The 21,505-nt window shown below is 59.2% G+C and carries 17 protein-coding genes; 4 read left to right on the top strand and 13 right to left on the bottom strand.

Annotation, left to right across the window (positions count from 1 at the left end; genetic code table 11):
* Position 1: 1 nt before the first annotated feature.
* From selB to fdnG, 6 genes are read right to left on the bottom strand one after another with little or no spacing between them, the layout of a single operon-like run.
* The gene (selB, locus tag ACIQVE_RS22180) at positions 2–1,918 is read right to left on the bottom strand and encodes a selenocysteine-specific translation elongation factor (RefSeq protein ID WP_402812256.1); all 1,917 of its coding nucleotides are present in this window, start codon (positions 1,916–1,918) and stop codon (positions 2–4) included.
* The gene (gene selA, locus ACIQVE_RS22175) at positions 1,915–3,327 is read right to left on the bottom strand and encodes an L-seryl-tRNA(Sec) selenium transferase (protein WP_402812196.1); all 1,413 of its coding nucleotides are present in this window, start codon (positions 3,325–3,327) and stop codon (positions 1,915–1,917) included. The genes selB and selA overlap by 4 nt, the downstream gene beginning before the upstream one ends.
* Positions 3,328–3,375: 48 nt before the next feature.
* Complete coding sequence (gene fdhE, locus ACIQVE_RS22170) at positions 3,376–4,302, bottom strand: formate dehydrogenase accessory protein FdhE (protein ID WP_402812194.1); 927 nt, start codon at positions 4,300–4,302, stop codon at positions 3,376–3,378.
* 3 nt (positions 4,303–4,305) lie between these two features.
* A complete protein-coding gene (locus ACIQVE_RS22165; protein ID WP_402812193.1) occupies positions 4,306–4,971 on the bottom strand; it encodes a formate dehydrogenase subunit gamma in 666 nt (221 codons plus the stop codon).
* On the bottom strand, positions 4,968–5,903 hold the full coding sequence (gene fdxH / locus ACIQVE_RS22160; protein WP_402812189.1) for a formate dehydrogenase subunit beta: 936 nt from the start codon (positions 5,901–5,903) through the stop codon (positions 4,968–4,970). The genes ACIQVE_RS22165 and fdxH overlap by 4 nt, the downstream gene beginning before the upstream one ends.
* Positions 5,904–8,969, bottom strand: a complete 3,066-nt coding sequence (gene fdnG / locus ACIQVE_RS22155) for a formate dehydrogenase-N subunit alpha (protein WP_402812186.1) — start codon at positions 8,967–8,969, stop codon at positions 5,904–5,906.
* A 347-nt stretch (positions 8,970–9,316) separates the two neighbouring features.
* Between fdnG and ACIQVE_RS22150 the strand changes: the two genes are divergently transcribed.
* Both ACIQVE_RS22150 and ACIQVE_RS22145 read left to right on the top strand, forming a co-directional pair.
* Positions 9,317–10,477, top strand: coding sequence for a MalY/PatB family protein (locus ACIQVE_RS22150; protein ID WP_402812183.1), 1,161 nt, complete (start codon positions 9,317–9,319; stop codon positions 10,475–10,477).
* Between the two features lie 60 nt (positions 10,478–10,537).
* The gene (locus tag ACIQVE_RS22145; protein WP_402812180.1) at positions 10,538–11,317 is read left to right on the top strand and encodes a TSUP family transporter; all 780 of its coding nucleotides are present in this window, start codon (positions 10,538–10,540) and stop codon (positions 11,315–11,317) included.
* Here ACIQVE_RS22145 and nudC read toward each other — a convergent pair.
* The 4 genes from nudC to ACIQVE_RS22125 form a co-directional block, all read right to left on the bottom strand.
* Positions 11,285–12,115: an NAD(+) diphosphatase gene (gene nudC, locus ACIQVE_RS22140; RefSeq protein WP_402812178.1), complete on the bottom strand. Its 831-nt coding sequence runs from the start codon at positions 12,113–12,115 to the stop codon at positions 11,285–11,287. The genes ACIQVE_RS22145 and nudC overlap by 33 nt on opposite strands.
* A 5-nt stretch (positions 12,116–12,120) precedes the next feature.
* Positions 12,121–12,933, bottom strand: coding sequence for a crotonase/enoyl-CoA hydratase family protein (locus tag ACIQVE_RS22135; protein WP_402812175.1), 813 nt, complete (start codon positions 12,931–12,933; stop codon positions 12,121–12,123).
* Between the two features lie 285 nt (positions 12,934–13,218).
* Positions 13,219–14,142, bottom strand: coding sequence for a magnesium transporter CorA family protein (locus ACIQVE_RS22130; RefSeq protein WP_402812173.1), 924 nt, complete (start codon positions 14,140–14,142; stop codon positions 13,219–13,221).
* A 7-nt stretch (positions 14,143–14,149) separates the two neighbouring features.
* Positions 14,150–15,724 (bottom strand): RimK family protein, encoded by a 1,575-nt coding sequence (locus ACIQVE_RS22125; RefSeq protein WP_402812170.1) that lies wholly within the window; start codon positions 15,722–15,724, stop codon positions 14,150–14,152.
* Positions 15,725–15,816: 92 nt separating this feature from the next.
* On the opposite strand from ACIQVE_RS22125, the gene ACIQVE_RS22120 reads away from it, so the two are divergent.
* Entirely contained in the window at positions 15,817–16,914 is a 1,098-nt protein-coding gene (locus ACIQVE_RS22120) for a GNAT family N-acetyltransferase/peptidase C39 family protein (protein WP_402812167.1), read from the top strand.
* A 146-nt stretch (positions 16,915–17,060) separates the two neighbouring features.
* Here ACIQVE_RS22120 and ACIQVE_RS22115 read toward each other — a convergent pair whose 3' ends face one another.
* Positions 17,061–18,206, bottom strand: coding sequence for a PQQ-dependent sugar dehydrogenase (locus tag ACIQVE_RS22115; RefSeq protein WP_402812165.1), 1,146 nt, complete (start codon positions 18,204–18,206; stop codon positions 17,061–17,063).
* Between the two features lie 51 nt (positions 18,207–18,257).
* Positions 18,258–18,599: a hypothetical protein gene (locus tag ACIQVE_RS22110; protein ID WP_402812162.1), complete on the bottom strand. Its 342-nt coding sequence runs from the start codon at positions 18,597–18,599 to the stop codon at positions 18,258–18,260.
* A 189-nt stretch (positions 18,600–18,788) separates the two neighbouring features.
* Between ACIQVE_RS22110 and ACIQVE_RS22105 the strand changes: the two genes are divergently transcribed.
* Positions 18,789–19,655 (top strand): Ku protein, encoded by an 867-nt coding sequence (locus tag ACIQVE_RS22105; RefSeq protein WP_402812159.1) that lies wholly within the window; start codon positions 18,789–18,791, stop codon positions 19,653–19,655.
* A gap of 163 nt (positions 19,656–19,818) precedes the next feature.
* Here ACIQVE_RS22105 and lpxO read toward each other — a convergent pair whose 3' ends face one another.
* Positions 19,819–20,718, bottom strand: coding sequence for a lipid A hydroxylase LpxO (gene lpxO, locus ACIQVE_RS22100; RefSeq protein WP_402812157.1), 900 nt, complete (start codon positions 20,716–20,718; stop codon positions 19,819–19,821).
* Positions 20,719–21,505 lie beyond the last annotated feature (787 nt).

Below are 21,505 nucleotides of genomic sequence, written 5' to 3'. Positions count from 1 at the left end.
CTCAGTGCACGTCGGCGGTGGCCAACGCGTTGTCGTAACGGATTTGCCGTGATTCGCCGCTGCGCCGGGTCAGGCCGAGGCGGTCGAAGTATTCGAGGTATTGAATTGAGCGCTTGCGCCCCAAGCCTAGCGCATCGCGGAAGGTTGTCACCTGGATCTGCGGATTTTCCTTGGCCAGTTGCAGCAACACCGCCACCATCTGCCGCAGCATCGCGTCGCTGAGAAACAGGTCGCGCACCACTTGATGCATCAGGCCCAGGCGCGCGAGTTTGCGCAGCAGCAAGCGGACGACGGCGTCGTCCTGCTCGACCGCTTTGGCGATGTCGCGCACCCACGGCGGGTCGAATCCGGCCTCTTCGAACAGCGGTTGCAGTTGTTGCCACAAGGTTTCGTCTTCGGCATTCAAGCGCACCTGATGATCTGGCAGATGCAGCCACGGCCCGCTGGCGTTGATCGAACCGGCGTCGCGCAATTCGTCGAGCAAACTGGCAAAGGTCGAACGTTCCAGAGCCAAACCGCTGAAGCGTCGCAGACGATCCCGATCCGGGCCCATCTGGTCGGGCTCCAGTTCATGAAACTTCGCCAGTTGTTCCAGCAGGATGAATTTCAACTGTCCCCAACGCTGCACATTGAACAGCACCGGCCCCTGACGCGTATCGATAAGCCGCACGTTCTGCGGCAATGCCCAGCTATCGCGGGGGCGATTGAACTGGCGTTCCAGCCGCTGTGGATCGAGGCCGCCGGAACTGTGATTGAGCAACACCGGCAGCGCTTGCTCAAAACTTTCACTGCGCGCCAAGGCTTCAAGTTGCGCCAACCGTTCTGAGCTACGACGTTGTCGGGCCGGGGCAAATGGGTCGAGCACCTGACCGCCGCCAAGGGTACGTTGCGCACTGTGGTCGCGCAGGATCAGCCGATCACCCTGCACCGCGTGCACCGGCGCGTTGATCAGCAGTTGCGCGAACATGCGCTCGCCGGGGTTCAGACACGGGCCTTCGAGCAAGGCGACGCGGGCAATCACGTCGTGTGTGCCGAGGTGCAGATGCACCGGGTGGAAGTGTTCGAAGGGGCGTTCACCGGGCAACAGTTTAAAGTCGATGTCGACCCGTTGCGTCGGCGCGAACAGCCACTCGCTCAGCAGCCATTGGCCCCGATGGATTTGCTCCAGTGCCAGGCGATCACCGCTGATATTCAATGCCACGCGCTGCCCGGCAAAGGCTTGTTCGGCGGGCTGATTCTGCGCATGCAAACCACGAACCCTTACGGCTTTACCGGCAGGCCCCAAAACCAGTTTATCCGCCACCGCGACCACGCCCGACAGCGCGGTGCCGGTCACCACAATCCCCGCACCGGCAACACTGAAGGCGCGGTCGATGGCCAGACGAAAACCGCCGTCACGACTGCGTTCAAGCACTTCACGTTGGGTCTGCAACAACGTCTGGCGCAATTCATCAATGCCCTGCCCGCTGACGCTCGACACCGCCAGGATCGGCGCCTCGGCAAACGGCCCGGCTTCGAGCAAGTCCAGCGTCTGGCGCTGCACTTCTTCCACCCGGCCCGCCTCGACCCGGTCGCACTTGGTGATCGCCACCACTGCGCGGGGAATGCCGAGTAGCTGGACAATCGCCAGATGCTCGCGGGTTTGCGGCATCACGCCGTCGTCCGCAGCGATCACCAGCAACACCAAGTCGATGCCCTGCGCGCCGGCGAGCATGTTGTGGGTGAATTTTTCATGGCCGGGCACATCGATAAAACCACTCAGCCCGGCACCCGGTTCCAGTTCGGCATACAGATAACCGAGATCAATGGTCATACCGCGTTCGCGCTCCTGCGGGCGACGGTCGCCGGTTTGCCCGGTCAGCGCTTGCAGCAACGACGTCTTGCCGTGGTCGATGTGCCCCGCCGTGCCGACGATCACCGCTCGACCTGCAAGTGCGGCAACTGCGCCAGCCACGCGGGTTCGTCGTCGAGTTGGCGCAAGTCCAGCCACAACGCGTCGTCGTCAATGCGCCCGAGCACCGGGATCGGCAAGGCGCGCAGCGCGGCTTCAAGATTCAGCAGAAAACGGCCGCGCAAACGCTTGGACACTTGCGGGCGCAAACACAGCGCTGCACTGGGCAGCCGCGCCACCGGTTGGCTGCCGCTGCCGATCATGCCCAGTGCCTGCACAGCGCCAACACTCCAGACCTCGCCCAAGGCGTCAGCCATGATTGGTTGCAATCGTGACGCCTGCGCAAGAATGTCAGCCTGAGGACGGGTCAACAGGCGCAGACTCGGCAATCGCTCGGCCAGTCGATCCGGATCGCGATACAAACCGAGTACCGCTTCCAGCGCCGCCAGGGTCAGTTTGTCGACCCGCAATGCGCGTTTCAGCGGGTTCTTCTTGATCTTCGCGATCAGTGCTTTGCTCCCGACAATCAACCCGGCCTGTGGGCCGCCAAGCAATTTGTCGCCGCTGAAAGTCACGATATCGGCGCCATCGAGCAGCGCCTGGCGCACCGTCGGTTCGGCCGGCAAACCCCAGCGCGTCAGATCGAGCAGACTGCCGCTGCCCAGATCCTCCAACAGCGGCAGCCCGTGACGATGCGCCAACTCGGCCAACTCGGCGGTCGGCACGCGAGCGGTGAAACCCTCGATACTGTAATTGCTCGCATGCACGCGCATGATCAAACCACTGCGCGGGTTGATCGCCGCTTCGTAATCACGGGCATGGGTGCGATTGGTGGTGCCGACTTCGTGTAGACGCACGCCGGCGCGGGCCATGATGTCAGGGATGCGAAACGCGCCGCCGATTTCGATCAGTTCGCCACGCGAGATGATGCCTTCCTTGCGCGCGCCGAGGCTGTTCAGCGTCAGCAGCACCGCAGCGGCATTGTTGTTGACCACGGTGACGGCTTCGGCGCCGGTCAGTTCGCGGATCAGGCCTTCGATCAGATCATCACGATCGCCGCGTTTACCGCTGGCCAGATCAAATTCCAGATTGAGTGGATAGCGCGCCGCCATCTGCACCGCTTCAATGGCTTCTTCAGGCAACAGCGCCCGGCCAAGATTGGTGTGCAGCACCGTGCCGGTCAGGTTGAACACCCTTCGAACCTGGCTGCGGTGTTGCTGGACAAGGCGTTCGCCAACCCGGCCGGCGAGCACATCGGGGCTGATTTCAACCGCCGACAACTGCCCGTTCAACACGCTCAGACGCAACTCATCCAGCAACTGCCGCAAACTCGCCAGCAACGCCTCACGCCCGTAACGCTCGGCCAGGGGCAGACACGCCGGGTGACTCAACAAACCATCAATGGAAGGTAAACGCAGTGGAACGCTTGCAGACATCTGCCACTCCCCAAACAAAAGACTGTCCGGCGAGTGTAGACGCTGCGCTCATTCGTCTCCCGGAGCCAGCAACAGATTCGGTGCCAGCCGCTGATAGCCGTCCTGCGCCAGACGCATATCGAGCAGCAGACTGTTGAGGTCCGCCGACAACGCTTCGGCGTCGGCATCGTTCTCCAGATAGAGCAATTTCAGATAGCTGTTGCAGCCCGGACAGACTTCGGCGCGCAACGGCGCTTGATTGGCGGCGTGGCGATCATCCTCAAAGCTCAGATAATCGAGGCCTTTGCTCGACTCGCAATACACGCATTTGACCCGCACCACGTGCCATTCACAGGCGCACAGCGAACACACCAGATAGCGTAAACCGTTGTGTTTGCCGCGATGACGAATCACGCCGATCATGGCTGGTGAACCGCACGCCGGGCATTGGCTGAGGCTGTCGCCGGGTTTGAGTTGCAGGTTGGGTGCGCTGAGCAGCCAGTGGCTCCACGCCGCTTGCAGCGCCGAGCCGAGAAACGGCACCAGTTGCGCCGGCACCATCGAGTATTGACCGCTGACCAACGCCACCGCCCAACTGCGCAGCTGCCCGGGACTGGCGCTGCGCAACGTGGTAATTGCATCGATCACGGCGGGTTGCTCGGGTGCTGTGTAGCGCTGCAATAAAGCCTCCAGCCAGACTTGCCAGTCATCTTCGCGGATCAAGGTGTCGGCGCCGAACGGCGGCAAACCGTGTTGCTGACACAGCGCAAGCCGCTGCTGATCGACCGGTTCGGTCGATGGCGGATCATCCAGCACCTGCTGCTGAGCCCGGCACAAACCGGCGATCAAGCGCAGATATTCGGCCAACGGATGCCCTTCGGCCAATCGCTCCAGGCGTTGCGCACGCAGGGTGAAAAGGTTGTGCGGTGGCAGGTACAGAAACGGCGGCGAACTGGCCACCGCTTCGATTTCTCCGGGTTCAAGAATGCTTGGCAAAGGTCAGCCCTTTTTGGTGATCGGTCGCTCCGGCGCGTCCGGTTGACGCTCATCGCGGGTGATGTCGCGATACCAGAGTTCGTGGTGTTTTTTCGCCCAGGCGCGGCTGACCCAACCATGCAGCATCGCGTCGACCGAGCCCTTGATCCACAGCCCGGCGTAGATGTGAATGATGATGCTGAGGATCAGCAAAAACCCGGCCAGCGCATGCAGCAACATCGACCAGCGGATCAGGGTGATGCCGAAAAACGCGCTGAAATACGCACGCCAGATCACCAGCCCAGTGAACAGCAACGCAAGCATGCACAGCAGTAAAGTCCAGAACAGCAGCTTTTGCCCGGCGTTGTACTTGCCCACGGGTGGCACGCTTTCTTCGTCGTTGACCATTACCCGATCAATGCGCCGCAGCCACTGCCTGTCGTTGGCGATGAAGAAATTGGCGCGCCAGAAATTGAACACCAGGCCAAGGAACAACACGAACATCGCCACACCCATGAACGGATGCAGAATTCGTGTCCATGGCCCGCCGCCGAACAGGTGGGTCAGCCAGAACATCGATGGATGAAACAGCGCCAGCCCGGACAGCCCGGCCATGAAAAACAGGATCGCTACCAGCCAGTGATTGGTGCGCTGGTTGGCGGTGTAACGCAGGATCGTCTTGTTGCTCATGGCCGGTCCTCCCCGCGTGGATCGAAGGTGTGCACCGCCGGGTCGACGATATGCACCGAGGTGTCGGGCGGGGTCGGATGGTCATCCTCTTCAACCCGGTTCGGCCCGATGCGTACGTAGTGGAAGAACCCGGCCAGCACCGCCGCGCCCATCGCCAGCAGGCCCAGCGGTTTGCTGATGCCTTTCCACAACCCCACCAGCGGACTGATCGCCGGCGCGTCTGGCAAACCGGAGTAAATCCTCGGCGTGTCGGCGTGGTGCAGCACGTACATGACATGGGTGCCGCCGACGCCGGCAGGGTCATACAAGCCGGCGTTTTCAAAGCCGCGACTTTTCAGGTCGACGATGCGTTCGGCGGCGTGCTCCTTCATGTCTTCCTTGGTGCCGAAGACGATGGCGCCGGTCGGGCAGGTTTTCACGCAGGCCGGCTCCAGGCCTACCGCGACCCGATCCGAACACAAGGTGCACTTGTAGGCTTTGTGATCTTTTTGCGAAATGCGCGGAATGTTGAACGGGCACCCGGTGATGCAATAACCACAGCCGATGCAGTGATCCTGATCGAAGTCGACGATGCCGTTGGCGTGCTTGATGATCGCGCCGGGGCTCGGACACGCCGCGAGGCATCCCGGCTCGGCGCAGTGCATGCAACCATCCTTGCGGATCAGCCATTCGAGATTGCCGGCGTCGGTTTCATGCTCGGTGAAGCGCATCAGCGTCCAGGATTCTGCGCTCAGATCCTGCGGGTTGTCGTAGGTGCCGTGGTTGTGGCCGACCTCGTCGCGCAGCTCGTTCCATTCCGAACAGGCGACCTGGCAGGCCTTGCAGCCGATGCATTTGGTGGTGTCGATCAGCTTGGCCACGGCCTCCTGATTGCGCACCGAGGGTGGCACAGTGGTGGTGGCCGAGCGGGCAATGATGTCTTGGCTGGCCATTTATAGTTTCTCCACGTTGACCAGGAATGACTTGGATTCCGGGGTCTGTGTGTTGCCATCGCCGAGGAACGGCACCAGGGTGTTAGTCAGGTAACCGTGACGCGTCAGGCCGGTGAAACCCCAGTGCAACGGGATGCCGATCTGATGCACGACCTGGCCGTTGACCTGCAGCGGCCGGATCCTTTTGGTCACCACTGCGACCGCTTCAATGAACCCGCGCATGCAACTCACACGCACCCGATCACCGGCAGCGATGCCCTTCTCTTTCGCCAGCACCTCACCGATTTCGACGAACTGCTCAGGCTGGGCAATTGCGTTCAACTTGCAGTGCTTGCTCCAGAAGTGGAAATGCTCGGTCAAGCGATAGCTGGTGCCGGCGTACGGAAAGTCCTTGGCCTCGCCGAGGGTTTCCCAGACCGAATCGAAAATCCGCGCCGCCGGGTTGCTGGTGGCTTTCTTGTTGTTGGGGTGCAGCGGGTTGATGCCGATGGGGGTTTCGAACGGCTCGTAATGCTCGGGGAATGGCCCTTCGTTCATCTTGTCGACGGCAAAGAATCGCGCCACGCCTTCGGGGTTCATGATGAACGGGTTCATCCCGGCTTCCGGCGGCACGTCAGCCTTGAAGTCCGGCACATCGGTGCCGCCCCAGTTTTTGCCGTTCCACCACACCAGACGCTTTTTCGGGTCCCACGGTTTGCCAGCGACGTCCGCTGAAGCGCGGTTGTAGAGAATCCGCCGATTGGCCGGCCAGGCCCACGCCCAGCCGAGATGCTGGTGCATGCCATACGGATCGGCGTTGTCGCGCCGGGCCATCTGGTTGCCCGCCTCCGTCCAACTGCCGGCGAAAATCCAGCAGCCGGACGCGGTGCTGCCGTCATCCTTGAGCAAGCCGAACCCAGCCAGTTGCGTGCCGGCCTTGACCGTGGCGCCAGTGGCATCGGTAAAGTCGGCGACAGCGCTGCCGTTGATTTCCTTGGCCAACTCTTCCGGGGACGGTTCGTCGGCAATCTTGTACGGCCACGACAGTTTCAGCAGCGGATCGGGAAACTTGCCGCCCTCGGCCTGATAACGCTTGCGCAGGCGCAGGAACAGTTCGCTCATGATGCGGATGTCGGTCTGCGCTTCGCCCGGGCCATCGGCGCCTTTCCAGTGCCATTGCAGCCAGCGACTGCTATTGACCAGCGAGCCGTCCTCTTCAGCGAAACACGTTGTCGGCAGGCGAATGACTTCAGTCTGAATCTCGTCGCTTTTCACGTCGTTATACGGGCCGACGTTGTGCCAGAACTCCGAAGTCTCGGTGGCCAGCGGGTCCATCACCACCAGCCATTTGAGTTTGGCCAACGCGCCCATCACGCGGTTTTTGTCGGGCAACGCGGCGATCGGATTGAAGCCCTGGCAGAAGTAGCCGTTGACCTTGCCCTGGCTCATCAGGTCGAACATCTTCAACACGTCGTAGTTCGGGATGTCGAGTTTCGGCAGATGGTCGTAGAGCCAATTGTTCTCGGCTGTGGCGTGGGCGCCGTACCACGACTTCATCAGGCTGACGTGGAATTTGCTGTAGTTCTGCCAATACGACAGTTGCCCCGGGCGCAACGGCACTTGCGTGCGTTTGTGGATGTAAGCGGCGTAGTCCTGCTCGGTGTCTGTGCCCAGCGACAGATAGCCCGGCAGCGCATTGGAGAGCAATCCAAGGTCGGTCAGACCTTGAATGTTCGAGTGTCCGCGCAAGGCATTCACGCCACCGCCCGGCATGCCGACGTTGCCCAACAACAGTTGCACCATCGCCGCGCTGCGGATGATCTGCGCGCCAATCGAGTGCTGGGTCCAGCCGAGCGCGTAGAGAATCGTCATGGTTTTGCCCGGTATCGAGCACGTGGCGATTTCGTCCCAGATTTTCTGCATGGCATCGACCGGCATCCCGCAGATCTGGCTCGCGAGGTCGATGTTGTAGCGGCTGTAATGCTGCTTCATCAATTGATAGACACAGCGCGGGTCTTGCAGGGTCGGATCGACGCTGACGAAGCCGTCCTCGCCCATTTCGTAGCCCCAGCCGGATTTGTCGGTATAGCTGCGTTTGGCCACGTCGTAGCCACTGAAGATGCCGTCCTCGAAGCCATAACCGGCTTTGAAGATGAACGACACGTCGGTGTAGTTGCGCACGTATTCGTGCTGGATCTTGTCCTCGGTCAGCAGATAATTGATCAAACCGCCCATGAAGGCGATGTCGGTGCCGGTGCGGATCGGCGCGTAATAGTCGGCCACCGAAGCGGTCCGGGTAAAACGCGGGTCGACCACAATCAGCCGCGCGGCGTTATGCGCCTTGGCCTCGGTCACCCATTTGAAGCCGCACGGATGCGCTTCTGCTGCGTTGCCGCCCATCACCAGGATCAGATTCGCGTTGGCGATATCGGTCCAGGTATTGGTCATGGCACCACGGCCGTACGTCGGGGCAAGACTTGCCACCGTCGGACCGTGTCAGACACGCGCCTGGTTATCGAACCCCAGCAGGCCGAGACTGCGAATCACCTTCTGGGTGATGTAGCCCGCTTCGTTGGACGCCGCCGAAGCGGCGAGGAATCCGGTGGTCAGCCAGCGATTCACCGTTTGCCCGTTGGCATTTTTCTCGATGAAGTTGGCGTCGCGGTCGATTTTCATCAGGTCGACGATGCGATCCAGCGCTTCGTCCCAACTGATTCGCGTCCATTCGCTGCTGCCGGGCTTGCGCGTTTGCGGATACAGCAAACGGCCCGGGCTGTGAATGAAGTCCAGCAGGCCCGCGCCTTTTGGACAGAGGGTGCCGCGGTTGACCGGGTGGTCGGCGTCGCCCTCGATGTGGATGATATTTTGCGCGACATTCTTCCCGGCATCGCCCTGGCTGTACATGATCAAGCCGCAACCGACCGAGCAATACGGGCAGGTGTTGCGGGTTTCATGGGTGTGGGCAAGCTTGAAGTGACGCACCTGCTCGGCGAAGGCAGACGTGGGGGCCATGCCCAACGCGCCCAGGCTTGAGCCTGCAAGGCCGATACCGGCGACCTTGAAGAACTGACGACGGCTGAGATCCATCGTGCACTCCTGATCAGGTGGAACCCGGTACTGGTGCCGGGTTTTATCTGGACAAACACGGTTGCGGCAACGAGTGCCAGCCTTTTCACTGTAGACAATGACCACACAGACTGTGTGAAAACCGACCGTCGGCCGTTTGTCGGCATTCTCCCTGACAACCCCAATCCTCTGTGGGAGCTGGCTTGCCAGCGATGACGTCGGCACATCCAACAATGATGGTGACTGACCCACCGCTATCGCTGGCAAGTCGAATCGTCGCACCGCAGCTCCCACAGGTTTTGTGTGCTCCGACAAGGTCATGGGCTTATCATGGCGGACAGAACTCACCCGCCTTCACGAGACCGCGCATGACTTTCGATTTTGATCAGGTATTCGACCGCCACAACACCGGCAGCACCAAGTGGAGCCGCTATTCGGCCGACGTGCTGCCGATGTGGGTCGCTGATATGGATTTCGCCGCGCCGCCGGTGGTCATTGAGGCGTTGCAACAGCGCTTGCTGCACCCGCTGGTGGGTTACAGCGTTGCGCAGGACGCCTTGCGTGAAGCCATCGTTGCCGACCTCTGGAACAAGTTCGCCTGGAAGGTCCAGCCGCAAGAGCTGATCTTCCTGCCGGGCGTCGAGTCCGGTTTCAACATGGCGCTCAAGGCGCTGGTGCAGCCGCAGCAGAACGTCGTGGTGCAGGTGCCGAACTATCCGCCGCTGCGCCATGCGCCGGGGCATTGGGGTTTGAACAAGGTTGAACTGGAATTCGTGCCGCAGGCTGATGGCACCTATGCCACGCCGCTGGACACTTTGCGTGATTCGTTGAACGGTGGCGGCGCGCTGCTGCTGAGCAACCCGCACAACCCGATCGGCAAGGTGTTCGGCCGTGAAGAACTGCAAGCAGTAGCTGACATCTGCGTGGCACAGGATGCGTGGATCATCTCCGACGAAATCCACGCCGAGCTGTGCTTCGATGGTCGCGTGCACATTCCGACCGCCTCGCTGAGCCCGCAAATCGCCCAGCGCACGATCACCCTGATGTCGGCGAGCAAGGCTTACAACATCGCCGGCCTCAAGACCTCGTTCATGATCATCCAGGACGCCGCCCTGCGCGAACGCGTCAATCACGCCCGTTGCGGCATGGTCGACAGCGTCAATCCGCTGGGCATGGAAGCTACTCGCGTGGCGTACAGCGAAGGTGGGCCGTGGCTTGCCGAGATGAAGGCTTATCTTCAGGCCAACCGTGATTACCTGGTTGAAGCGGTGCGCAGCCGTTTGCCGGGCGTGACCATTAATGTGCCGCAGGGGACTTATCTGGCGTGGCTTGATTGCTCGGCGCTGGATCTGGAAAACCCGCAGCAGTTCTTCCTTGAACAGGCCAAGGTAGGTTTGAGCGCCGGGCTGGACTTTGGCGATCAGAACCAGCAGTTCGTGCGGTTGAACTTCGGTTGCCCACGGTCGTTGTTGGAAGAAGGGATTACGCGGATGGAACGCGCGCTGGCTCGCCGCAACACTTGGAAATGAGTAACATGGCAGCCCTTCCCCGCAGCCCCGATCTGCGCCCCAGCCGAATAAGTCGACTCCATGCCTTTTGAACTCAGCGTTGACCTCACTACCCTGGCCATTCTGGCCGTTGTCGCTTTCGTTGCCGGTTTCATCGATGCCATCGCCGGCGGTGGCGGTCTGTTGACCACGCCTGCGCTGCTGACCGCTGGCTTGCCGCCGCATCTGGTGCTGGGCACCAACAAACTGAGTTCGACCTTCGGTTCGGCGACCGCGAGTTTCACCTTCTACCGGCGCAAGCTGTTTCATCCGCGCCAATGGGTGCATGCAATTGTCGGCACCTTGGTCGGTGCGTTGACCGGCGCCGTCGTCGCCCATTACCTGCCGGCAGAATGGCTGAACAAAATGCTCCCGGTGATCGTCTTCGCCTGCGGCCTGTATCTGTTGTTCGGCGGCACGCCAAAAGCGCCGCTGGACAGCGACGCGCCGATCAAGAAGAAATGGCAATCGACCCAAGGCTTCAGCCTCGGTTTCTACGACGGCGTGGCCGGTCCCGGCACGGGGGCGTTCTGGACCGTCAGCAGCCTGCTGCTGTACCCGATCGACCTGGTCAAGGCCAGCGGCGTGGCGCGCAGTATGAACTTCGTCAGCAACATTGCGGCGCTGTCGGTGTTCATATTTTCGGGGCAAGTGGACTGGATTATCGGCCTGAGCATGGGCCTGTCGGTGATGGTCGGCGCTTTCTTCGGTGCGCGCACCGCGATCAGCGGTGGCGCCAAGTTCATTCGTCCGGTGTTCATCACCGTGGTGCTGGGGTTGACTGTGCGCCTAGCTTGGCAGCACTGGTTCAGCGTGGCCTAAGCGCCGCGCCACATAGACATCGATCAGATAACGGGCAATCGATTTTGCCGCCGGCAACGGTGGCAGATCGTGCACGTTGAACCACTGGGCGTCTTCGATCTCGTCTTCCTGACAGACAATCTCGCCGCCGGCATATTCGGCATGGAACCCCAGCATCATCGAATGCGGGAACGGCCAGCACTGGCTGCCCAGATACTGAATGTTCTTCACCTCGATCTGCACTTCTTCGCGCACCTCGCGAATCAGGCACTCCTCCGCCGACTCGCCAGGTTCGGCGAAACCGGCCAGCGTGCTGTAGACCCCACTGACAAAACGCGGTGAGCGTGCCAGCAGAATCTCGTCGCCACGGGTGATGAGCACGATCATGCTCGGCGAAATTCGCGGATAACTGCGCAGATCGCACGGCTGGCAATACATCGCCCGCTCGCGCGGCACTTGCGTCATGGCTTGCCCGCAATTACCACAGAAGCGATGTTCAAGGGCCCAGGTGCCGATCTGCGCGGCATAACCCAGCACTTTGTAGATCGTGTGCTCGCCGTCGAGCATGAACGCCCGCAGCCCTTTCCAGCTGCAACCCATGACCTCGCTGGCACTGCGCAACTCCAGCAAGTACACCGGCTCGCCATCGAGGTGGCCGATGCCATGTTCAGCCAGCACCGACAAGTCCTGACGCTTGAGCCACTCACGCGGGAACAGCGCGCCGTTGTCGTCGAACAGAAAGCCTTCGGGGCTACGCGCCACGGCCCAGCCGCCGGGTTGATCGGTGTCCAGTACTGCAGTGGTCCAGCGAGATGTCATGGTTCTCAATCCACAAATTCGGGTTTCTGTTTGCTCATATGGGCGGCCATGGCCACGCGCAAGTCAGTGGATTGCAGCATGGCGGCGTTCCAGGTGGCAACGTATTCGAGGCCATCGTCGATGCGATGGTCACGCATGTAGCTGATCATTTCCTTGGTACCGACAATTGCGATTGGCGATTTGGACGCGATGTCGCGAGCGATGTCCAGCACGCCTTCGAGCAGCGCGTCCTTGTCACTGTAAACGCGATTGACCAGACCGATGCTGCGCGCTTCTTCAGCGCCAAAGTGGCGACCGGTGTAAGCCAGTTCACGCAGCATGCCGTCACCGATGATCCGTGGCAACCGTTGCAAAGTGCCAACATCGGCCGCCATGCCGATATCGATTTCCTTGATCGAGAATTGTGCGTCTTCGGCTGCGTAACGCATGTCGCAGGCGGCGATCAGATCGATGGCACCGCCCAGGCAATAACCTTGAATCGCCGCGATTACCGGCTTGCGGCAATTGTCGACGGCGTTGAACGAGGCTTGCAGGGTCAGAATCTTGCGGCGCAGCAGGCGCGCGTTACGGCCAACGTCCTTGCCCAGTTCGTTGGCGACGCCGGCGAGCATCATCAGGTCGATGCCGGAGGAAAAGTGTTTGCCGTTACCACTGAGCACCACCACGCGCACTTCGTCGGTATCGTCGATCCACTGGAAAATCTCGACGATCTCGCTCCAGAACGCGGCGTTCATCGAGTTGATCTTTTCCGGACGATTGATCTGCACATGGGCGATGTTATAGGCCAGTTCGACGCTGAAGGCGGTGTATTGAGACATGGTAGTGATCCTTTACCGGGCTGAAAATGAGGCCCGAACTATAACAAGGCATCACGGTGGCGGTTCGGCCAAAAGCGGGACTGACCAGAATTCTGCGTTGTCTGTGCCGACGCCTTCGCGAGCAAGCTCGCTCCCACATTTTGAATGCACTCCCCTGTGGAAGTGAGCCTGCTCCCACATTTTGAATGCACTCTCCTGTGGAAGTGAGCCTGCTCATACATTTTGAAATGCGTTCCCCTGTGGGAGCGAGCTTGCTCGCGAAGGCGTCCGATCAATCAACGACGATTATTTGGCCAAACGCCGTAGCCCAAACAACATCCCCCCCGCCCCCAACAACATTGCCGCCAGAAACAGCGGATACGACACCCACCACGGTGTCCCCGCCGTCATCATGCTGAATTCCGACATCCCGCCAATGCTCGCAATCAGGTTCAACGGCAGAAACACCACGTTGATCAACGTCAGTTTGCGCAACAGGTTGTTCATGCTGTTGTTCATCAAGTTGCCGCGCGCGTCGATCAGCCCGGAGAATACCGTGGAGTAAATCTCCGCCTGTTTGTAGCACTGGTTGTTTTCGATGATCAGGTCGTCGATCAGGCCGATCGCTTCGCTGTTGAAATGCAGTTTTTCGGCATGGTTGCGCAGCCGCGTCAGCACCGCGCCGTTGCTGTGCAGGGCGTTGATGTAATAAATCAGGCTTTCACTGAGGTTAAACATCTGCACCAGATGCTGGTTCTGCATCGAGGCGTTGAATTTGTGCTGCAACTCGCGGGCGACCAGTTTGATCACCTTCAAGTGCCCGAGGTAGTGATGAATGTTGTTGAACAGCAGGTCGAGCAGCACATCCAGTGGGGTGTTCAACGGCTGGCGAGTGCCGAGGCCGTGTAACGGCGTGTCGTCGGTGGCGATCACCAGCAATTGCCCGGGCGAGAACAGCAAACCGCACGAAGACACCTCGAACGCCAGACTGCCGCCGCCGGAATAGTTTTCCGGGCGCTTCCAGATCAGGAACAGATGATCGGGGTGAAATTCGATGCGCGACACTTCGTCCGGGTCCAGTGCCGAGGCCAGTGCGTGTGGATCGACTTTGAAATGACTGTGCAGCAGGTCGCGCTCGGCGGCGTCAGGATCGCTAAACAGCATCACCTCGGCGTCCAGTCGTTCGACCCGCTGCAAGGCGCCGTGGCTCAATGCAAAACTGTTGATCATCGGCGCCTCACCAGGCCTGACCGCGACGCTTGAGTTCCAGCCGCCGCACGAACTCTTCCAGTACCAGTGAATACAGATCGTCCTGCAAATAAGCGTCTTCGGTACCGGCGTCCAGGTTCGGGTTGTCGTTGACTTCGATCACCACCACCTTGTCGCCAGCCTGTTTCAGGTCCACGCCATAGAGGCCGTCGCCGATCAGGTTGGCCGTCTTCACCGCCAGTTCCACCACTGCGCGGGGAGCCTCGTGGATCGCCATTGTCCGGCATTCGCCGTTGACGTCCTGGCCCTTGGCTTTGTGGTTGTAGATCTGCCAGTGGCCCTTGGACATGAAGTACTGACACGCGAAGATCGGTTTGCGGTTGAGCACGCCAATGCGCCAGTCGTACTCGGTGTAGAAAAACTCCTGGGCCAGCAACAGCACCGAATGTTCGAACAGTTCAGCCGTGGCTTCGAGCAGCGCCTGCTGGCTTTCGACCTTGATCACACCCCGCGAGAAACAGCCGTCGGGAATCTTCAACACCAACGGAAAACCAAGCCGTTCCCCTACCCGCTCGAAATCTTCGGGTCGCTCCTTATACAGAATCTCCGTCGCCGGCATGCCCAGTTGATGGCTGTTGAGCAGGTCGGTAAGGTAGACCTTGTTGGTGCAGCGCAGAATCGAGGCCGGATCGTCCATCACCACCAGCCCCTCGCTTTCGGCCTTCTTGGCGAAACGGTAAGTGTGGTTGTCAACGCTGGTGGTTTCGCGAATCAACAAGCCGTCGTACTCGGCCAATCGCGCGTAGTCCTTGCGCTCGATCAGTTCGACGTCGATGCCCATGGTCTTGCCGACCCGAACGAAGTTAGCCAAGGCCTTGCTGTTGGACGGCGGCAACGCTTCTTGCGGATCGTGCAAGATCGCCAGGTCGTAGCGCGCCACTTGTTTGGAGCGCGGCACCCGCCAGACTTTACGGCTGAAGCCATCAAGCGCATTGGCGAACTGATCTTCCTGATCGTCGCGCAACTTATGCAAAGTGCCAGACTTTATGCCCTCGATGTGCCAGCCGTTAGTTCGACGAAACTCAACTAACAGAATCGGACAGGGAAACACTTCAAACAATTGTCGAGCCAAGTCCTGCAGCGGCTCGATATGCGTTTTGCCAAAGTACAGCGTCAGGGTAAATCCTTCGGTGTCGCTGTAAAGATGATGACTGAGGGCTTTTTCCAGGGTTTTATCGAGGTCGTCGAGCGCCAGGCCGTAGAGTGATTTTTTGGTCAGCTCGCTGATCGTGCGAACCGAAGGGATCACCTTGTGCCCACGGGCTTCGGCCAGCAGCGAGCAGTAATAGCCATGGCCCAGGTACTTGTAGCTGCGGCACAGATTGATCACCTGCACGCGTTTGCCCTGCTCGCTGTCACGGGTTTGCTCGAGGTATTCCTGCGCGGTGATGATGTCCTCGCTGGGGAAGTATGAAGCCCAGTCTTCCTTGCGCTCGACAATGATCAACACTCGACTGGAAGTACCAGCCGCTGAATTTAAATAAGTTGCCGCCGGCAAACTTTGCTCGGATACTTCGCGCCAATGACCCTGTACCGCTGACATAGAGATTGATCCGTTGGAGAACAAGACCTTTTCTATTAAGCACGAAGTTTTTCGAAAGTCTCGTTTCGTTACGCAACTTTTACGGTGGTCATATGAGTACTGTTTTTCGTTTGGCGGTAGTTGAAGATCTGCCGGCGTTGCTGGCATTGGAAATGCAATGTTTCACCAACGACGGGCTCAGCCGTCGCAGTTTTCACTGGATGATTACCCGCGCCCACGCACAACTGCTGGTGGCCGACCTCGACGGCCAATTACGCGGTTACGCACTGGCGTTGTTTCATCGCGGCACGTCACTGGCGCGACTGTATTCCATCGCGATTGCCGCCGAGGCGCGCGGTAGCGGATTGGGCAAGCAACTGCTGCAACGGATCGAGACTTGCGCACTGGAACATGATTGCGCGTACCTGCGCCTGGAAGTACGCACCGACAACCCCACCGCCATTGCCCTGTATGAACGCAACGGCTACCGGCGTTTTGCGCTGATTCACGATTACTACGAAGACCATGCCGACGCGTTGCGCCTGGAGAAACGCATTCTCCAGCATCGAGACTCGCGCAGCATAAAAGTGCCTTGGTACGGGCAAACCACCGATTTCACCTGTGGCCCGGCGTGCCTGTTGATGGCCATGGGGGCGCTGCAGTCAGAACGCTTGTTGGAGCGCCGTGAGGAACTGCAGATCTGGCGCGAGGCGACCACCGTTTTCATGACGTCGGGGCACGGTGGTTGCAGCCCTCAGGGCTTGGCGCTTGCGGCGTGGCGACGGGGGTTTCGCGTGCGCCTGGAGTTGAGCCTCGCCGGGCCACTGTTCCTCGATGGAGTTCGCGATGAGCATAAAAAAGACGTCATGCGCCTGGTCCATGAAGAGTTCACCGCGCAGTTGGCGCAGACCGACGTCGAGCGGGTGATCGGGGCTGCGCTGGAATTGCCGCGTTTATTGGAGGCCGGAGGACAGCCGTTGGTGCTGATCAGCAGCTATCGACTGACTCGATCCAAATCGCCACATTGGGTCGTGGTGACCGATTGCGATGAGGATTTTGTTTATCTGCATGACCCCGACGTCGATCACAGCCAGCATCGCCAGCCCATGGACTGCCAGCATGTGCCGGTGAGCCATGGTGAGTTCGAGAAAATGTGTCGGTTTGGTCGGGGGAAGCTGCGGGCAGTGGTGGTGGTTTACGCCAGGGATTGATGAATCACAAAGGCGTTTGTGGTGAGGGGATTTATCCCCGATGGGCTGCGAAGCGGACCCGGCTTTTGATTCAAAAGCGAGGACTGCTGCGCAGCCCATCGGGGATAAATCCCCTCACCACAGGTTTCCAATTGCCTGAATTGAAGTTACTTCAAGCCAATCTTATAGAGCGAACCCTTCTCCTCATCCGTCAGCACATACAAATACCCATCCGGTCCCTGCCGCACGTCGCGAATGCGCTGCTTAAGCTCACCCAGCAAGCGCTCCTCATGCACGACCTTGTCGCCATCGAACTGCAAGCGGATCAACTCCTGGGTCACCAGCGCACCGATAAACAGGTTGTGTTGCCATGGTTTGAAGCGGTCGTTATCGTAGAACGCCATCCCCGTTACGCCCGGTGATTGCTCCCACACATGGCGGGGATCGACGCCCCCTTCAACACTTTTGCCCTGCGCTTCGGGGATCGGCAGCAGCGAATAATTGATGCCATGGGTCGCCAGCGGCCAGCCGTAATTTTTCCCGCGCTCGATGATATTCACCTCATCACCACCGCGCGGGCCGTGTTCGTTTTCCCAGATTATGCCGTTCCACGGGTTGAGCGTTGCACCCTGTGGGTTGCGGATGCCGTAAGCCCATATTTCCGGGCGCACGCCTGATTGCCCAACGAAAGGGTTGTCGTCCGGTACTTTGCCGTCGGGGTAGATCCGTACGATCTTGCCTTGCAGCTTGTCGAGATCCTGCGCGGTCGGCCGGTCGTTGTTTTCACCCAGGGTGATGAACAGATAACCATCGCGATCAAACACCAGCCGTGAACCGAAATGGTTGCCGCTGGAGAGTTTTGGTTCCTGACGGAAGATCACTTTGAAATCCTTCAGCGTCTTCAAGTCATCCGACAGGTAACCGCGCCCCACCGCCGTACCGGCCTTGTCTCCCGCACCGCCACCTTCAGCGTAGGACAGGTAAACCAGTCGGTCCTGTTTAAAGTCCGGTGCCAACACGACGTCCAGCAAACCGCCCTGCCCTTTGGCCCAGACTTTCGGCACTCCGCTAATGGGGGCCGATAGCTTGCCGTCCGCACCGACCAACCGCAGATTCCCCGGCCGTTCGGTCACCAGCATGCCTTGGCGATCCGGTAAAAAGGCAAGCGCCCACGGATGCTCAAGCCCTTGGGCAATTGTGGTGACTTCGAGTGTGCCTTGCTCACTTTGCAACTCTTTGGGGGCGGCGGCGAACACCGGAGCACTGATCAGAGCGCCGGCGCACAGGCTGGCCAGGAGGGTTTTACGCAACATGCACGATTCCTTTTGTCGTTTCAAAGACTGACAGACCGTCTGATCTGCGGTTCAACGTTGAGTGCCGGTGCTTCGCGAAGGTGGATTGGGAATGAAGGTGGGCGGCTTGCTCGGCACCGAACGAATCGGCTGGCCATTGCCAATGCCCCGGTTATCGAGGGTTGGCGGGCGCGGCGTGGGAACGGTGTTCGGCCCGCGGATGGGCGGCGCACTGGGTTGGGTGCCCTGCATGCTGTTGGGGTTGGCCCGGCGAATCGGGCTGTTATAGGGGTTATTGCTGTTGCCGGTCGGGCTTTGCGCCAGCAGTAGCGCAGAAGGAGGCGCCGCGCGGTCTGCATGAACCAGACCGCCACTGAGCATGAGGATGGCGACGCCAAGCAGGATTCGGTTCATGGTATGGCGCCTCTCTGTCCGGTGAATAGAACGTCTGAGTCCACGCTACGCTCAGGGTTCGGATTTGTTAACCCACAAGCCTTAAACAACATGTAACACGACTTGACCGAGCAGAACTGAAACCGCGCATTTTCTGGAAACTTTCGAGACGGGCCTCAGGTCACCTGATCATCACTCGGAGGACTCACCATGGCTCGGGCAATCTGGAAAGGCGCGATCAGTTTCGGACTGGTTCATATCCCTGTCGCGCTGGTTTCAGCGACCTCGTCCCAAGGCGTGGACTTCGACTGGCTCGACAGTCGCAGCATGGACCCGGTGGGCTACAAGCGCGTCAACAAGGTGACCGGCAAGGAAGTCACCAAGGAGAACATCGTCAAAGGTGTGGCCTATGAAAAGGGCCGATATGTGGTGCTCAGCGAAGAGGAAATCCGCTCGGCGCACCCGGTTTCGACCCAGACCATCGACATCTTTTCCTTCGTCGACGCGGATCAGATTCCGTTGCAGAACATCGATACGCCCTATTACCTGGCGCCGGACAAGCGCGGTGGCAAGGTTTACGCGCTGCTACGTGAAACATTGAGCAAAACCAACAAGGTTGCCCTCGCCCGCGTGGTCTTGCATACGCGCCAGTATCTGGCGGCGTTGATGCCGCTCGAATCGGCACTGGTGCTGGTGAAATTGCGCTGGCCACAGGAAGTACGCGGCCTCGATCAGTTGGAACTGGGCAGCGAAGTCACCCAGCCGCAGTTGGCCAAGGGTGAACTGGACATGGCCAAACGACTGGTCGAAGACATGAGCGGGGACTGGAAACCCGAGGATTACAACGACGAATTCGAAGACAAGATCATGGCGCTGGTGGAGAAAAAAGCCCACGAAGGCAAGATCGAGGATGTCGAAACGGTGGGCGGCGAGGAACAGCGCAAAACGGCCGATGTTATCGACCTGACCGAACTGCTTAAACGCAGCCTGGGTGGCAAGGCGCCGGCCAAGCCTAAGGCCAAAGCGGCCGCGAAAGCAGCGCCGGCGAAGAAGACCAAAAAAGCGTCCGGGGCATGACAACTGAAGGATTGTCAGCTAACTGACAGGTCGCTTTTGAGAGAGTCATCGCTAGCAAGCTAGCTGCCACAGGGTTTGACGGTGTGAATCTGATTAGGGTATCACACCAACCATTGTGGGAGCTGGCTTGCCAGCGAAGGCGTCAGCCCAGGCACTACAATGTTCAGATCAGAATGAAGACCGCCAGTAAACCACCAAAGATCGCCCACTTTTCCATGTAGTACCGAGCACGATTACGCTTTTTCAGCTCTTTGCCACGTAACCGAACCTTGTAGATTTTGGTAAACAAACGGTTGATCCCACCGGTACGGTCGCCCGCATCGTTGGGCGCACCGGCGGCAGACATTACCGTACGGCTGAACCAGCGATTGAGCGCTGAAGCCCAGCGATACTTAAGCGGTCGCTCAATGTCACAGAACAGGATGATCCGGTTCTTGTCGGTGGTGTTTTCCGCGTAATGGATGAAGGTTTCATCGAACATCACCGCTTCGCCGTCGCGCCAGTGATAATTCTCACCGTCGACGTTGATGTAGCAACCCGCGTCGTTAGGGGTGTCCAGGCCCAAGTGGTAGCGATAGGAGCCGGCGTACGGGTCGCGATGGCGCACCAGTTTCGAACCTGGCGGCAGCTCGGCGAACATCGCTGCCTTGATCGAGCCGATGCTCTGCACCAGTTCCGTGGTGCGTGGGCACAACTTCATGGCCGACGGATGGCTCTCGCCGTACCACTTGAGGTAGAAACGCTTCCAGCCGCTTTTGAAGAAGGAGTTGAAACCGACATCGTCGTATTGGTTCGAGCGCTTGATTTCCCCCGCGCGAAGCAGATTCTGGCCTTCTTCGCGGATTTCTTCCCAGTGCGCCTGCAACGGGCTCAGGTCGGGAAATTCAGTCGGATCAAGGTAAGGTTTGTTCGGCTTTTTCGAGAACAGGTAGAGAAAGCAGTTGATCGGCGCCAGAAACGTCGAATGGTCGCTCAGTTGCCGACCCAGTTTGTGACGCACACGGCCACGCAAGTGAACGTATGCAATGGAAATGACATAAATAGCAGCAATGATGAGTTTCACGGAATTCGTCACACGTCAGAAGTGAACAAACTGCGCGCCTGTCGGCCCGAGGCCCAGCGTCTTATGCAGTGGTCTGAGTAAAAAAGGCACGTCCTTGAGTCCGCGCCGCTGTAGGGCGGTGGGTGAATGGATGGCATTTTAGCCACACTTTGTAACCGATAGTGAACCTTCATCTGTGAAAAACTGTCCCGTGATTGCGCCAATCGGCACTCGCGGTGTCTTCGCCCTATCGTTTAAAGAGCCAGACCAGTACAATCGCCGCCAAACTTTACGCGCCCCCCTTGGTTGATGCCGGGAACTCCCCGCTTCAGCGCACTTTGACTCGGGCCAAGCGCTCTAGCCGCACCCTCGCTACTCAGAATGCTTCGCAGGAATAACTCTTGATCTCTACAGCTAACATCACGATGCAGTATGAATAGCTGTTTCATGTTGGGGGTGCCCCTATGAAACAAGGGGGTTGAGGCAACCTTAGACAACATCAGCTCACGCAAAACTACGTCGATTGGTATCAAAATTGGTATCCGAAATTCGACTCGGCAGCTCTCAAATATCATTTTTGATTTCCCTCAATTCGTGCGCTGAAGCATAAACACGCGCCGGCACGTGGCCGGCTTTCATGCGCATGAAAAAAGGAAAGATGTATGAGTACCATTAAATTGAAGAATGAAGGCACCGGGCAGTTCAAGGAAGTACCAGTGGGTTTCTCATGGACCACATTCTTTTTCGGTTTCTTCCCGGCATTGTTCCGCGGTGATTTCAAGCATTTCTTTATTCTGTTCTTCCTCAC

The organism is Pseudomonas sp. NPDC098747 (genome assembly GCF_044760045.1).
Taxonomy (GTDB): domain Bacteria; phylum Pseudomonadota; class Gammaproteobacteria; order Pseudomonadales; family Pseudomonadaceae; genus Aquipseudomonas.
Note: the sequence above shows the minus strand (reverse complement) of the source record. Positions and strands in the feature narration are given on the sequence as shown.

Bases quoted from the DNA above. Each gene is read 5' to 3' on its own strand.
- ACIQVE_RS22110 (WP_402812162.1), bottom strand. From the start codon at position 18,599: ATGAACCGAATCCTGCTTGGCGTCGCCATCCTCATGCTCAGTGGCGGT.
- ACIQVE_RS22120 (WP_402812167.1), top strand. From the start codon at position 15,817: ATGAGTACTGTTTTTCGTTTGGCGGTAGTTGAAGATCTGCCGGCGTTG.
- ACIQVE_RS22105 (WP_402812159.1), top strand. From the start codon at position 18,789: ATGGCTCGGGCAATCTGGAAAGGCGCGATCAGTTTCGGACTGGTTCAT.
- ACIQVE_RS22145 (WP_402812180.1), top strand. From the start codon at position 10,538: ATGCCTTTTGAACTCAGCGTTGACCTCACTACCCTGGCCATTCTGGCC.
- ACIQVE_RS22125 (WP_402812170.1), bottom strand. From the start codon at position 15,724: ATGTCAGCGGTACAGGGTCATTGGCGCGAAGTATCCGAGCAAAGTTTG.
- ACIQVE_RS22150 (WP_402812183.1), top strand. From the start codon at position 9,317: ATGACTTTCGATTTTGATCAGGTATTCGACCGCCACAACACCGGCAGC.
- fdxH (WP_402812189.1), bottom strand. From the start codon at position 5,903: ATGGCCAGCCAAGACATCATTGCCCGCTCGGCCACCACCACTGTGCCA.
- ACIQVE_RS22130 (WP_402812173.1), bottom strand. From the start codon at position 14,142: ATGATCAACAGTTTTGCATTGAGCCACGGCGCCTTGCAGCGGGTCGAA.
- ACIQVE_RS22115 (WP_402812165.1), bottom strand. From the start codon at position 18,206: ATGTTGCGTAAAACCCTCCTGGCCAGCCTGTGCGCCGGCGCTCTGATC.
- selA (WP_402812196.1), bottom strand. From the start codon at position 3,327: ATGTCTGCAAGCGTTCCACTGCGTTTACCTTCCATTGATGGTTTGTTG.
- ACIQVE_RS22165 (WP_402812193.1), bottom strand. From the start codon at position 4,971: ATGAGCAACAAGACGATCCTGCGTTACACCGCCAACCAGCGCACCAAT.
- nudC (WP_402812178.1), bottom strand. From the start codon at position 12,115: ATGACATCTCGCTGGACCACTGCAGTACTGGACACCGATCAACCCGGC.
- ACIQVE_RS22135 (WP_402812175.1), bottom strand. From the start codon at position 12,933: ATGTCTCAATACACCGCCTTCAGCGTCGAACTGGCCTATAACATCGCC.